14 protein-coding genes and 1 pseudogene are annotated in these 13,077 nt (G+C 39.5%); 7 read left to right on the top strand and 8 right to left on the bottom strand.

The window, feature by feature from the left end; translation table 11 throughout:
- The first annotated feature begins 297 nt into the window (after positions 1 to 297).
- On the top strand, positions 298 to 1,896 hold the full coding sequence (locus JMV76_RS05085) for a GMC oxidoreductase (RefSeq protein WP_201501867.1): 1,599 nt from the start codon (positions 298 to 300) through the stop codon (positions 1,894 to 1,896).
- Positions 1,897 to 2,073: 177 nt separating this feature from the next.
- Here JMV76_RS05085 and JMV76_RS05080 read toward each other — a convergent pair whose 3' ends face one another.
- Positions 2,074 to 2,631 carry a hypothetical protein gene (locus JMV76_RS05080; RefSeq protein ID WP_201501866.1) on the bottom strand — a complete coding sequence of 186 codons (558 nt, stop codon included), beginning with the start codon at positions 2,629 to 2,631 and terminating at the stop codon, positions 2,074 to 2,076.
- Positions 2,632 to 2,671: 40 nt separating this feature from the next.
- On the opposite strand from JMV76_RS05080, the pseudogene JMV76_RS15160 reads away from it, so the two are divergent.
- A pseudogene (locus JMV76_RS15160) lies at positions 2,672 to 2,953 on the top strand (helix-turn-helix domain-containing protein); the annotation flags it as partial.
- 79 nt (positions 2,954 to 3,032) lie between these two features.
- Positions 3,033 to 3,503, top strand: coding sequence for a transposase family protein (locus JMV76_RS05070; RefSeq protein ID WP_227690170.1), 471 nt, complete (start codon positions 3,033 to 3,035; stop codon positions 3,501 to 3,503).
- Between the two features lie 14 nt (positions 3,504 to 3,517).
- On the opposite strand, the gene JMV76_RS05065 is transcribed toward JMV76_RS05070, so the two are convergent.
- The 5 genes from JMV76_RS05065 to JMV76_RS05050 form a co-directional block, all read right to left on the bottom strand.
- Positions 3,518 to 4,342 (bottom strand): AIPR family protein, encoded by an 825-nt coding sequence (locus JMV76_RS05065; RefSeq protein WP_201501864.1) that lies wholly within the window; start codon positions 4,340 to 4,342, stop codon positions 3,518 to 3,520.
- A gap of 89 nt (positions 4,343 to 4,431) precedes the next feature.
- Positions 4,432 to 5,274, bottom strand: a complete 843-nt coding sequence (locus JMV76_RS05060) for an IS630 family transposase (protein WP_201501863.1) — start codon at positions 5,272 to 5,274, stop codon at positions 4,432 to 4,434.
- 245 nt (positions 5,275 to 5,519) lie between these two features.
- Positions 5,520 to 6,032: an IS630 family transposase gene (locus tag JMV76_RS14760; RefSeq protein WP_227690167.1), complete on the bottom strand. Its 513-nt coding sequence runs from the start codon at positions 6,030 to 6,032 to the stop codon at positions 5,520 to 5,522.
- Positions 6,033 to 6,052: 20 nt separating this feature from the next.
- Positions 6,053 to 6,355 carry an IS630 transposase-related protein gene (locus JMV76_RS14755; RefSeq protein WP_201501811.1) on the bottom strand — a complete coding sequence of 101 codons (303 nt, stop codon included), beginning with the start codon at positions 6,353 to 6,355 and terminating at the stop codon, positions 6,053 to 6,055.
- A gap of 44 nt (positions 6,356 to 6,399) precedes the next feature.
- A complete protein-coding gene (locus JMV76_RS05050; RefSeq protein WP_201501862.1) occupies positions 6,400 to 6,537 on the bottom strand; it encodes a hypothetical protein in 138 nt (45 codons plus the stop codon).
- 172 nt (positions 6,538 to 6,709) lie between these two features.
- On the opposite strand from JMV76_RS05050, the gene JMV76_RS05045 reads away from it, so the two are divergent.
- The 4 genes from JMV76_RS05045 (at position 6,710) to JMV76_RS05030 (ending at position 10,739) form a co-directional block, all read left to right on the top strand.
- Complete coding sequence (locus tag JMV76_RS05045; RefSeq protein WP_201501861.1) at positions 6,710 to 7,729, top strand: lipoate--protein ligase; 1,020 nt, start codon at positions 6,710 to 6,712, stop codon at positions 7,727 to 7,729.
- Between the two features lie 220 nt (positions 7,730 to 7,949).
- Entirely contained in the window at positions 7,950 to 9,206 is a 1,257-nt protein-coding gene (locus JMV76_RS05040) for a PAAR domain-containing protein (protein WP_201501860.1), read from the top strand.
- A gap of 3 nt (positions 9,207 to 9,209) precedes the next feature.
- Positions 9,210 to 9,767, top strand: coding sequence for a hypothetical protein (locus JMV76_RS05035; RefSeq protein ID WP_201501859.1), 558 nt, complete (start codon positions 9,210 to 9,212; stop codon positions 9,765 to 9,767).
- 69 nt (positions 9,768 to 9,836) lie between these two features.
- The gene (locus tag JMV76_RS05030; RefSeq protein WP_201501858.1) at positions 9,837 to 10,739 is read left to right on the top strand and encodes a tetratricopeptide repeat protein; all 903 of its coding nucleotides are present in this window, start codon (positions 9,837 to 9,839) and stop codon (positions 10,737 to 10,739) included.
- Between the two features lie 48 nt (positions 10,740 to 10,787).
- On the opposite strand, the gene JMV76_RS05025 is transcribed toward JMV76_RS05030, so the two are convergent.
- Together JMV76_RS05025 and JMV76_RS05020 are read right to left on the bottom strand one after the other, a co-directional pair.
- Positions 10,788 to 12,002, bottom strand: a complete 1,215-nt coding sequence (locus JMV76_RS05025) for an IS256 family transposase (protein WP_201501857.1) — start codon at positions 12,000 to 12,002, stop codon at positions 10,788 to 10,790.
- A gap of 315 nt (positions 12,003 to 12,317) precedes the next feature.
- Positions 12,318 to 13,028, bottom strand: coding sequence for a hypothetical protein (locus tag JMV76_RS05020; RefSeq protein WP_045452647.1), 711 nt, complete (start codon positions 13,026 to 13,028; stop codon positions 12,318 to 12,320).
- Between the last annotated feature and the right edge of the window lie 49 nt (positions 13,029 to 13,077).

The following is a 13,077-nucleotide window of genomic DNA, read 5'->3' as shown; positions in this document are numbered from 1 at the left end:
ATAAAAATATTTTGATGTATTTGTGTTCTAGTACATTGAAACAAGATAATAAGCGAAATTCTCTATTCGGTCAAGTTTACACGTCACTCTAAAAACAATTGATTAAAAGCTGGCAAGAATAATCAGTGAATGAAAGCCCGATTTGACTATAAGTATTACAGCAATCGTGTGACTGAAATAATAACGCAACCTATGTTTGCTAATATGATACTCGCTTGGCTTAGCGCACCTTTGCGGTCGAAAGCTAATATTATTTCATACAGGCTTTTTAGCTTAAATATCAAATTAGGATACACCATGCAACGACGCCAACTGATTAAAGCCATGGGTTTAAGCTTAGGCGCTATCAGCACCTCCGCTGCGGTGAGTGGTTGCCAAACGCTTGCCAAGCAGCCAAAGCTACCAAGCAAAATTACTCAAGCTGGGCATTTTCCTAATATCATCGTTGGTAGTGGCTATGGCGGTGCGGTATCGGCGCTGCGATTGAGTGAAAAAGGTCATAAAGTGTTGATACTTGAGATGGGTATGCGCTGGGACAGAACACCCGAACATAATACCTTTTGCAAAATGATTAACGCTGATAAACGCTCAAGCTGGTTTAGCAATATGCCAAACGCCCCTATTCCCATTCCGATACCTATCAAAAAGTACCCTGAGGTTTTAGATTTAATCGAATATGATGATATGAAAGTCTTCGCAGGGCGTGCTTATGGTGGCGGCTCTATCGTAAATGGCGCGATTGCCATTCAGCCCAGACGCTCGCACTTTGAAGCGGTTTTTCCTTGGATTGACAGCGATGAGATGTATGATATTTACTTCCCTCGCGCCATGCGAGAATTAAAAGTCAGCCAAATTCCTGAGTCGTTTTTTAATCAATCCGAGCATTACGAGTTTACTCGTTCGGCTGAACGCCAAGCTTCAAGGGCGGGACTAAAAACAGAGTTTTTCGGTAATAGCTACGATTTTGACTATATGCAAAAGGAAGCGCGCGGCGAAGTGTATAAATCTGCGCTCGGCGGTGAAGTTATCTATGGCAACAATGCGGGCAAGTTTTCACTGGATTTAACCTACCTAAAAGACGCTGAAGCCACGGGCAATGTCACGGTCAAAACCTTGCGCAAAGTTAATACTATTCAAGCGCTTGATAACGACCAACTGCGTTTAGAAGTCCATGTTATCAATAAGACTGGCGGTGTGGATAAAGTTGAGCATTATACCTGCGATAAGCTGTTTCTCAATGCAGGCAGTACGGGAACCTCAGAGCTGCTACTCAAAAGCCAAGCGGAGGGCAAGCTTACTAAGCTAAACGAGCATATTGGACAGCATTGGGGACCCAACGGTAACATCATGACGGGACGCAATTTCGTCCACGCCGCGGGCACTACCCAATCTACTATTCCAGTCAAGGGCATCAATATGTGGGACGGTGATAGAGGTGGCTCAAAGTATAAAATCTTTGCTGAACTTGCGCCATTACCGCTAGGACTTGAGACTTGGACGACGCTCTATCTCGCCATCACTGACAACCCAGAACGCGGTAACTATTACTATGATAAAACCTCAAAAACCGTCAAGCTCAACTGGAAACGCGAGCAAAATGAGTACTCAGTAAATGCGGCTAAAGAGCTGATCGAAAAACTCGCCAAAGTAAATGGTGGATCAACTTCAAGTTTGCTGTTTACCAAAGGCTTTGGTGACGACTTCTGTTATCACCCACTAGGTGGCTGCGTATTAGGCAAAGCGACTGATGAGTTCGGTCGCATCAAAGGGCACGAAAATATCTATGTGCAAGATGGCGCGTTAATCCCCGGTAGCGCTGGCGTCAATCCATATGTATTTATCACAGGACTTGCTGAGCGTAATATGGCGAGTATTTTGAAGGAAGATTTTGGGTAGGTTGTTGTAGTTATAAAATTTGGTTGGATGAAAACGCTCTTGAGGAGCGTTTTCTTTGGGTTTTAGTCGGCTTAATGGAGCTATTTCTTACCTTCTGCTTGTATTTGTTCATCTTGGCGAGGAAGGGAATATTAATTGTTTGGGATACACTTGCCCCGACTTAAAAGAAATATACGATCAAAGTAGCGATAGGATATTCGTTTGATACTTATTTTTTAATCTCTCTAACAAATAATCAGTGAAAACTTTATTCTTAGCAATATTGATCAAGTTAGTTTCATGGTTATTGAGTAAGTAATCATCTATTTCTTTATTCAGAAATGTTATAGCTACGTCAAATAGATCCTCATTAATAAGGTCCATATCAACAGTTTCAACTTCCTTAAAACTAACATTAGATTTTTTAAAATACTCTTTAGAGAGTATCATAGCAAGATGTAGTTTAAAATTAGAAGTCTTGTTTTTGACTGCGGGATCATCATATTTAAGCCAAAAACCATGACCTTTTTTATATATTAAGCAACAATTCAGAATACTTTTGAAACTTTTCTTAGGATCAAAAACCTTCTTATAGTTGCTCTCTTTTTTCAATAGCGAGGTAGGCCTAGATCGAGCAGTATGTGGATCATTGTATGCAATAGACTGTACTGACTGAGCAGTTAATTGAATACTAAAGATTTTTGTAGCAGGCTTTCCTTGGTTTTTATAATAGACCTCTTGCAAAAGTAGTTTCAAGACTCAAAGACTATAACTGAACCCTAAATATTTAAAAGATATGCCAAATATAGCCAAACTACTTGAACAGAGCGATGCAGGTTTTAAACGTTATACTGGCATCCACAAAGCCACTTTTGAGAAAATGCTAGAAGCCATGCAAGAGCATGAAGCTTCCAAGACCAAATCAGGTCGTCCAAGTGAACTTAGCTTAGAGGCGCAGATTTTACTCGCACTGACCTATTGGCGTGAATACCGAACCCTTTATCATATTGGTGTGGACTTCAACGTTCATGAGTCCTCTGCCAGTCGCATTGTCAGAAGAGTAGAAGACATCCTTATCCACTCAGGCAGATTTGATTTGCCACGAAAACTGCCACACGGTAAGCCTGAGGATATCAATTGGTCAGCAGTCATCATTGATGCCACCGAAACGCCCATTGAACGGCCAAAAAAACCAAAAACAGTACTACAGTGGAAAAAAGAAACAACATACCTTAAAAGCGCAAGTCATCGTACATTGGCAAACAGGACTGATATTGGATGTGCAAACCTGCAACGGTTCAGTACATGACTTTAGTCTTTATAAACAAACTTGTCCTGATTGGCTGCCTAAAAACACCAGCTATCTAGCAGACAGCGGTTATCAAGGTATAGCCAAGCTACACGATCAGACCTTTATCCCCTTTAAGAAACCAAAAGGCGGTGAGTTGCTAGCGCTTTGCAAACAGGCCAATCAATATTTGGCAAAATGTCGTATTCTGGTTGAGCATAAAATAGGGCTGATTAAGCTATTCAAAATTGTGGCTGAACGCTACCGTAATCGACGTCAACGTTATGATTTAAGAATGAAGCTGTTCGCAGGACTGGTAAATCTTGAGCTTAATATCTGACTTTTGCAAGAGGTCTAATAATTTTTACGCCTGTCATAATAATACCCTTCATTTATGAAGAACTGCTCAATATCTTTTTGCACTGGTTCTGTAGCTCTTAATAATGTTGCTGATACAGGGCTCTGACTATTAGTAGAAGCAATGATATTATCTGTTGTTTCTTTATCCTTATTTATTATAACTTTGACTAGTACTGACCTGTTATCTTCTAAATCAGAGGTATGGTGATTGAAGATGGAATAAGATGTTTGCAACCCGTTAACTATTTGAATATTTTCAATGGATAGTTTTTTCCCAACCTCCTTAGGTTCTTCAGCGATGATCGTAATGCCATTATTTAACCACCAAAAGTCTTCGGTAGAAGGGTTTTCAATGGAGTCTTTTATTTTCTTATTAACATCGACTGAACCTTGAAAATGTCTAATATTACTTTCAAACAGATCATCTCTAATCTCGCCATTATCAGAAGTTAAAAACTCTCTATACTGACCAAGTTTTACTGTTCCAATATAACCTATACCATTTTCATTAAAATCTGTCGATAATGGTCTATCTTTAAATTCGATAGCAATTCGATTTGATTTTTGTTTTTGATATAACTTTAACAACTCATGAGAGCTATAATTTGAAAAACATACATCAGAAGTACCAAATAAATTTTTAGTAGCGTCTACCAGTTGCTCAGTTTTCTGAGTGAAAACTGTGTTATATTTTTTATCCGACGCATTACATATGTACAGGTACTCTAATGATATTTTACCACCGCTTATTGCAGTCTTTTTCCAAACATCTATGAGCAACAGTGTCTGATTCACTAGGTCAGAATTAAATCTCTTCAAAAGATTAGTCTCATCATTTTCTAAATCGAATAAAACTGGTACCGTTGTAATAAGTTTATCAATAGTGCTTTCTTTGAATTTATCTATAGTTAAGTCGTTATAAAATCGATACAGCTTATATCATGAAATAGTTTAGGCAGATTATTCTCCATCCAACCTTGGCGTAAAAACTTTGCTTGTGCCCACTTCTTTTCAATGGGGTTGAGATCAGGACTGTAGGGTGGCAGCCATAGAATGCGATGGCCATGCCTGTTCAGTAATCTCTGAATACGCTTATTTTTATGAAACCGAGCATTATCCATGACAATCACGCATTTAGTCTTGAGACTTGGAATAAGCGTGAACTTGCACCAGTCATAAAATATATGGCTGTTGATATTCTGTTCAAAGTAATCAAGCGCAAACAGTACTTTCTCATAGAGAGCACCGATGACGTTGGTACGTTTTTTTGCTTGCCAGTTGTAGCTATCAATACAAGGGGTTCCAATCGGTGCATAGCCATAAGGTCTGATAGTTTCAGCCTCAAAGCCACTTTCATCCATATATACTATGGGATAACCTTGCTGCATAAAGCTACTAAGCCTACTCTGATACTGAGCTCTCTTTATCAGACATGCTTTTGGATGCTCCAGTGTCTTTTTTTGACTGATGCCAAGACGCTTTAGAGCATTGAAGATGCCCGTTTTACTACAATTTAATCGACGAGCTCTTTCGTAGTTATAATCATCAGGGAATCTTCTTACGTCTTCAATCAATGCGTCATCAGGTATTTTAGTCGGTGCTTTATTTCTGGTTGTTTTAGGGGCTAAATTCTGCTGCCAGCTGTGAATGGTGCTGGTGCTAAGTCCATAAAACAGGGAAGCTTCACGTATGGTCATACCATTAGCGATGCTAGAAAGTACCTGCTTGCGATAGTCTATTGAATAAGTCATCGTTTATTTCATTAAATGCAATTGTTAATAGGATTGTATCGGTTTTATTTGGATTAGACTATACTTTTTTACATTGAGAGATGATGAACTTTGCATTAGTTTTATTTGTAAAATCAAAGCTTTCAAGACTGTAAATAGTCTCGATAAATTCATCGTCTATAAACACCATGATTGAGTCAATCCCACCATCATTACCTCCATCAACAATCGATGAAATGATGTTCTCATAAGTAACATTACTATAGTCAATCCACAATAAAACTGGAACAACCCATATCATAAAATAGTTTAGGTAGATTATTCTCCATCCAACCTTGGCGTAGAAACTTTGCTTGCGCCCATTTCTTTTCGATAGGATTTAGATCAGGACTGTAGGGTGGTAAGAATAGAAGCCTGTGACCGTACCTATTCAGCAGTCTTTGAACTCGTTTGTGAAAGCTGGCGTTATCCATAACAATTACACATTTGGTTCTAAGACTTGGGATTAGGGTGTATTTACACCAGTCGTAGAATATATCGCCATTAATATTTTTATCAAAGTAATCAAGCGCAAACAGCATCTTTTCATATAAAGCACCGATGACGTTGGTACGCTTTTTTGCTTGCCAGTTGTAGCGATCAATGCAAGGTTTTCCTATTGGTGTATAGCCGTAAGGGCGAATAGTTTCAGCTTCAAAGCCGCTTTCATCCATATAAATAATGGGATAGCCTTGCTTCATAAAATGATCAAGCTTACTTTGATACGCCGCTCTTTTGATCGGACATGCTTTTGGATGTTCTAAGGTCTTTTTTGACTGATGCCAAGACGCTTTAAGGCCGACTCAATGCCTGACTTACTGCAACCTAAACGCTGTGCTCGCTCGTACATATAATCGTCTGGATACTGCTTAACATCTTTCAGTAATGCTTCATTTGATATTTTAGTCGGTGCTTTATTTCTAGTCGTTTTAGGAACTAAGCTCTGCTGCCAGCTGTGAATAGAGCTTGTGCTAAGCTCGTAAAAAGCAGCAGCTTCTCGAATGGTCATGCCGTCTTTAATGCTACGCAGTACTTGTTTGCGAAAGTCGATTGAATAGGTCATCGTTTATTTCACTAAATGAATTGATTATAAACATTGTATCGGTTTTATCTAAGATTAACTATATCTTTATGAACTTGAGTTAATGCAAATATTTCAAAGACCTCACTGTCAGAAAGGTCTATTTCGTTACTTTCTTTGAAAGCCTTTATACAGCCATCTAATATTATTTTATTGTTACTCATATTACTTAATACCTTTATAATTTGATGATAAAAACGCTTTAATATCTAGAGCATTCTTTATACTTGATAGTATTTTAGCGAAAATAGTTAAGTATATACACTTCAGATGTTAAGTTATACAAAAGTATACTAATTTTACAGCTTTAAAACCATTCGAGAAAAAGGACAAATAATGAAACTGCGCATCTTAAAATCTGCCGTGACCAACCCTTGGTTTAACCTCGCGACCGAGGATTGGATATTTAATACGCTCAATCCCGACTCGCACACCCTATTCTTATGGCGCAATAGCGAGACCGTGGTCATTGGGCGCTCGCAAAACCCATGGGTAGAATGCAAAATCGATAAGATGGAAGAAGACTATGTGTTTTTGGCACGGCGTCAAAGTGGCGGCGGCGCGGTATTTCATGATTTGGGCAATACCAACTTTACCTTTTTATCGCCCAAAGCCGACTACGACCAAGAGGCAAACTTCACCATCATCATTAATGCACTAAAAAAGTTAGGCATAGACGCGGATTTATCTGGGCGTAACGACATGCAAGTCGGTGATAAGAAAATATCAGGCAGCGCGTTTAAACATGCGTCCGATCGTAGCTTTCATCACGGCACATTACTGGTAAATGCCAACATGCAAAAACTGGGCGATTATCTCAATCCGCATCCGCTAAAACTAAAAGCCAAAGGTATTAAATCCGTGCGCGCGCGCGTCGCTAATTTGGTTGAGTTTAATGCAGACATCAATCACGAGATCTTATCCGATGCGATTATCGAGGCCTTTTGTGAATATTATCGTGACACTGATTATGGCGACACTACGCCAGTCGAAGAATTGGATGAAGCCACACTTGCAAAAGAGCCGTCATTAAAAAAATACTATCAACAAATGGCAGATTGGGATTGGCGCTTTGGTAAGACACCTGAATTCAGCCATCATATTGAGACGCGCTTTGATTGGGGCATTATTGACTTGCACCTTGATGTGAAGCAAGCAGTGATACGCGATGTGGTTATCTTCTCTGATGCGCTAAATGTTGAATTAATTGAGCTATTAAAAAACACGCTGACTGACGCTAAATACAATAAAGTCGACATCAAAACAAAGCTTGATGAATTAGGTAGAGCGCATACTGAGTTGGCAGCACAAATTGATGATGTGTCTAAATGGCTGACTGGTGAGATGGAAGGTTAGATTTTTGCTTGTTATTGATAATTAGTAAAGAGTCTCAATTTCTTATTGACGTCAATATTTCAATCGCCTTTATACTTTGTACAGATTAGGCTTGCTGTCTAGGTCACACCCTTAGACAAACTTAAGTTTGATATTTTACGCTTTAGCCATCTATAATGTGATGCAAATAATAGATCCGCTATAAAAGTTCAAACTTTAAACGTTTAAGTAAGGTAGCACTATGGCAGCCTATATCACCGTCGGCGCAAAGACCTCCCACGGTGGGACGGTCATCTCCGGCTCACCGCACACCACTCATAACGGTATCCCTATCGCGCGTAAAGGCGATAAAGTCATCTGTAAAAAATGCAAAAAGGTCACCACTATTGTTAGTGGTGATGCCTCCTTTATTGTCGATGGCGCACCCATTGCACGTGGCGGTGATGTCACCAGCTGCGGTGCGAAACTGATTGCTAGTCAGCAGTCATTTGCGGAGTCAGGTTTTGATGTCGGCAGTATTGCGCAGGCAGCGCCTTTGCAGTTTGCGAAGTCGGATATGAGTAATTCGTTTGTAGATGATAATGAGGAAGAACTTGAAGAAATTCACTTTGCTATTGAAGTAATTGAGTTCAACCATAAAGAAGATTCAATAAGTAATTATGGTTCAGAAGGTAACTCTAGCAATATTGCAGTCGATGAATACAATGATGATGGAGATTATTTAGGTAGCTATAATCTAGCAGATAAACCTAGTGATCTATTGGTTTCTGATTCAACTTGGTATAAAGAAAAAGGTATTGGAAATCAGCTCTCTGCTCTTGCGTCAGATTCGTATCAAGCAGCTGTTGATACTGTAACTTCATATTGGGGTGGCACTAAAAAGAAAGGGAAAGAGTTTGGTGAAAACACGGTCAATGTTGCCAAGCATACTAAAAATGCAATGATTATAAACCTTGGCGTTATAGAAGCTGGATTAAAGGATTTCCCCGAGAGAACTAAGGCATCAGCAGCAACTGCCATGCTACGATTTGGCCAAAGATCGAACGTAGACTTTGTATATATAGTTGGCGGAGGCGGTATTAAACACTTCGCTATAGAAACCTCAATGGTTGTGAATGTGCATAATGGAAAAGTATATGTGCCTGTAGCTGCAAATGCTAACGTTAGCACTAATAAGGCACTTTCTATTAGTGCCCAAATAGGAGTTGGGCGTATCATAAACAGGAATGGAGAAAGCCGTACTGATGCCACTGATATTATACTATCAGGGCAAGGCCATTCATATTCGGTTGAATTTGGCCCCGCAAGTACTGCTTTTGAAACTACTCATGACGGAAAAGTAACTGGAGGGGTTTTCAGTTTAGGTAAACAACTCTCTCTAGGAGGTAATAAAAAGAGTTCTTCTTTTGGCGCTGGTAAAGGCTCTACAAATATGGAAGCAGCAGCAGATATGGAATATAACTCTGCAGGAAATATAATTAAGTATGTAGGAAAATAATCAGTGAAAATAAGAGGTAAAGAATATAAGTTATCTGATATTTCACTTATTGCTTTCGTTATTATTTTATTTATATGGACTGTAGACTTAGAACCAAATAAAGAGCTTGAAATATACCAACAAGAATTGGTTGAGAAAGAAAGCTGGCTTATATCCGAACTTGATAATATTGCTAAGTTTATGAACTTCAAAGTAAGCGATCATAGTCATTCTAATAGGGATGTGTGGTACACATCCAGATATGCAAGCCCCGAGTTTGACAAGAATAGACTGTTACATTTACATGGCTTTCTTCTCAAAGAAGGCTGGGTAGATATGACTGATAAAATTGACAAAAACGATTATATAGCTAATACCTCAAGTAGATCTGATAAAACAGCCAAACGTGTCCGTATTCTATGTAAGGATAAAGCTACCATTTTTATGTATATGACCGACATGCAAAATGATTATCTTATTGATTTATTTAAAGCACGTACTTTGGTGGAGCTTAAGTACGATTACAGCTTACCTTGTTATGACTTAAATGAGCCACAGTATAGTCATACTAATGCCAGATAATAAATAATTGAGGATATTTTCCTCAAAGTTTCATTATAGATAAAAAACAATTTTTCCGAAGGAATTATAATGTATCAAAAAAAATTCTATACCTTAACTCAATCTATATTGCTAGCGACAGTGCTATCCAGTAGCTTAATAACTTCTGCTTGCTCAGCAGAGTCATCAAACATACCAGTACTATCAGATCAAAGTACCCCTAATGAAATGTACGAACTCGGCCTCGCCTACTATGAGGGCGATTCAGTCCCTGAAGATGATGACAAAGCTTTTGAACTGTTTCAAAAATCTGCCGATCAAGGCTACGCACCTGCTAAACATTATCTAGGTATTATGTATTATGAAGGTTTGGGCGTAGATCAAAATTATCAAAAAGCATTTGAATGGATCGAGCAAGCTGCCAACCAAGGATATGCTAATGCTCAATTCGATCTCGGTGTTATGTATCATGAAGGTATTGCTGTCGAACAAGATGAGATAAAAAAACTTGAATGGTTTCAAAAATCCGCTAATCAAGGATACACTGATGCTCAATTCAATCTCGGAATTATGTATCATGAGAGTATTGGTATTGAGCAAGATTATCAAAAAGCAATGCAGTGGTATCTATTAGCAGCTAACAATGGATCTTTTGACGCTCAAAATAATATTGGTAATTTTTACGAATACGGTTATGGTGTGACGCAAGACTATGACAAAGCTTTTGAGTGGTATACCAAAGCGGCTGACCAAGGACTAGATGTGGCACAACTTAATATTGGTGGTCTCTACGAGAATGGCTATGGCGTCCCTCAAGACTATGACACAGCTTTTGAATGGTACAAAAAAGCCGCCGATCAAGGCAATCAAGAAGCCAGCAATCGCATTGGTAGATTGGTCATGAATGGTAAAATTGACGATGAAGGTATCGTTATTTATAGCACACAGGAAACTGGTCTCACATTAGGTGATATTGAAAACATGAGCCAATGATAATGATGAGCCAGATAGAGACCATCCCAGATTCTGTGTAACTGCCATTTAGATTAAATGCCTGCTGATACGATCATCAAACATAATCATAAAACGATTCAGAGCAGACGTCCAGTTACGGATTGGCATCGACCACTTTTTGGATGCCTGCTGGGTGGCTAAGTACACCACTTTGAATGCTGCCTGATCAGAGGGGAACACCTTACGCTTATTCACCGCTGTCCGAATCACGCTGTTTAAAGACTCAATAGCATTGGTGGTATAAATGGCTTTTCTGATGTCTTTAGGGTAATTAAAGAACACCGTTAAGCCCTCCCAGTTATTGCGCCAAGACTTGACCACGTGCGGGTACTCTGTGCCCCAAGTCTCATCAAAGTGTTCAAGATTGGCCTCGGCTATCTCAAGCGTATCAGCTCCGTAGATGGCTTTTAAATCAGCCGCTACTTTCTTCTTATCCGTCCATGGCACAAACTTCATTGAATAGCGCAGCATATGCACGATACACAGCTGAACCTGAGCGTTTGGATAAACGGTGTTGATAGCATCAGGGAAGCCCTTTAAACCATCGACACAGGCAATGAGGATATCTTGTACCCCGCGGTTTTGTAGTTCAGTGAGAACGCCTAGCCAGAACTTAGCGCCTTCATTCTCTGAGAGCCACATACCAAGCAGCTCTTTTCTGCCGTCGAGTCCCACGCCTAAGGCCAGATAGATCGCCTTGTTGATGATCTGCTTGTCTTGACGTATCTTCACGACGATGCAGTCCAAATAGACGATAGGATAAACACTGCTCAGCGGCCGGTTCTGCCAAGCGGTGATGTCCTCTAATATGTTATCGGTGACTCTTGAGACAAGAGAGCTTGAGATGTCGACATCGTAGAGCTCTTTAATGCTCTCTACGATCTCGGTGGTGGTTTGACCCTTGGCGTAAAGGAATATGATCTTGTCATCAAGGCCACTAATACGGGTTTGATGCTTGCGCACGAGTGTAGGTTCAAAGTCACCATGACGGTCTCTTGGGGTGGAGATCTCAAGATCGCCTGTGTCACTGCGGACGGTCTTTTTAGTGTGACCGTTACGCTTATTAGGTTTATCCGCCTTTTCATGCTTGGGATAGCCGAGATGGTCTTCCATCTCAGCCTCTAAGGCAGTATCGATAAAGGATTGCATGAGCTGCTTTTGGGAGTCTTTGATGTCATCAAAGCTTTTCATGCTACCAGCCATTTGCTCGGCCAGTTTTTTAATGTCAGATTGAGTAGTCATTGCTTATTCTCCGGTTAGTGGATTATAAGCAGTTACACAGTTTTTAGGAAAGGCTCGCCAGATATTAACTTAGGTAACCTAACAGTCATATGTTTCGTGATACGCTATCTTAGACTTAATTATTTTTTCAATATGCTCGACAAATACTTTTGTCTCAGGTCTACTATCTTCGTCAATAATTAGCAGACCTCCTATCGAAACATAGCAGACACCAAAAGACTTAGTGGGTAATAGATTAGTCCACTTAGATGAAATATTATTCTCTAGTTTTACAGTTTGCCAATAGTTCGATAAATAATAATCTCCTGTCATAGATTAAACTTCAGATTCAGTTATGATTGATTGAACCGCTAATGGCGTTTGAAACAGTGCCTCTTTGTGAAATCCATCGAATGCGCGGATGACGAAAGCAGCAGGATGGTTCGGAAACTCTTCTCTTTCCCTTGACCGTCGCATACTCTGTGCTTGCTGTGTCTGAAAAGATTGGATAGTGCTGATATCAACCTCGTCAGCCATTTTATACTCTACATCACGTATAGGCTTTGAATACAATGAATCTAAAAGCTCTACATCACTTAATGATATAGATAAACAGCCAATAATTCTTTCGTCGTCTTCCTCTCGTACGCCACCATACATGCTAACGCCAATGACACAATTATCAAATATCCATTCACAGTGTTCTACTACGTTGCCACTACAGTAATGGCTATCGGAGGAGTAGTTTGACTCTGATCCTAAATATGCTATTAGCTTTTTAATCACTGGTTGTCTATTAAATAGTTGTGCTGGGATGTTGATCCATATTGAATCTATCAATCGGTCATCATCTGCTGCACTAAAATGACAGTAAGCAACTTTAAGAGACCACATTTCAGACAGTTTTATAGTGACTGTTTCAGGCATATAGCTTTCTTCATAAGAATGCATTACCGTATCTTTTTCAGGAAGCTGAGCTTTTATATCAGATAACTTATCACCCCATTTAAAATTTACGTCACCAAATTGGAAGTGTTCCTTTCTCATACCTCTTAGCCTTTATCCAAATAGTAATTTAAAGATACTTATAGCTTTT

This window comes from Psychrobacter cibarius (assembly GCF_904845955.1).
GTDB lineage: Bacteria > Pseudomonadota > Gammaproteobacteria > Pseudomonadales > Moraxellaceae > Psychrobacter > Psychrobacter cibarius_B.
This window is presented reverse-complemented; position numbering and strand designations above follow the sequence as displayed.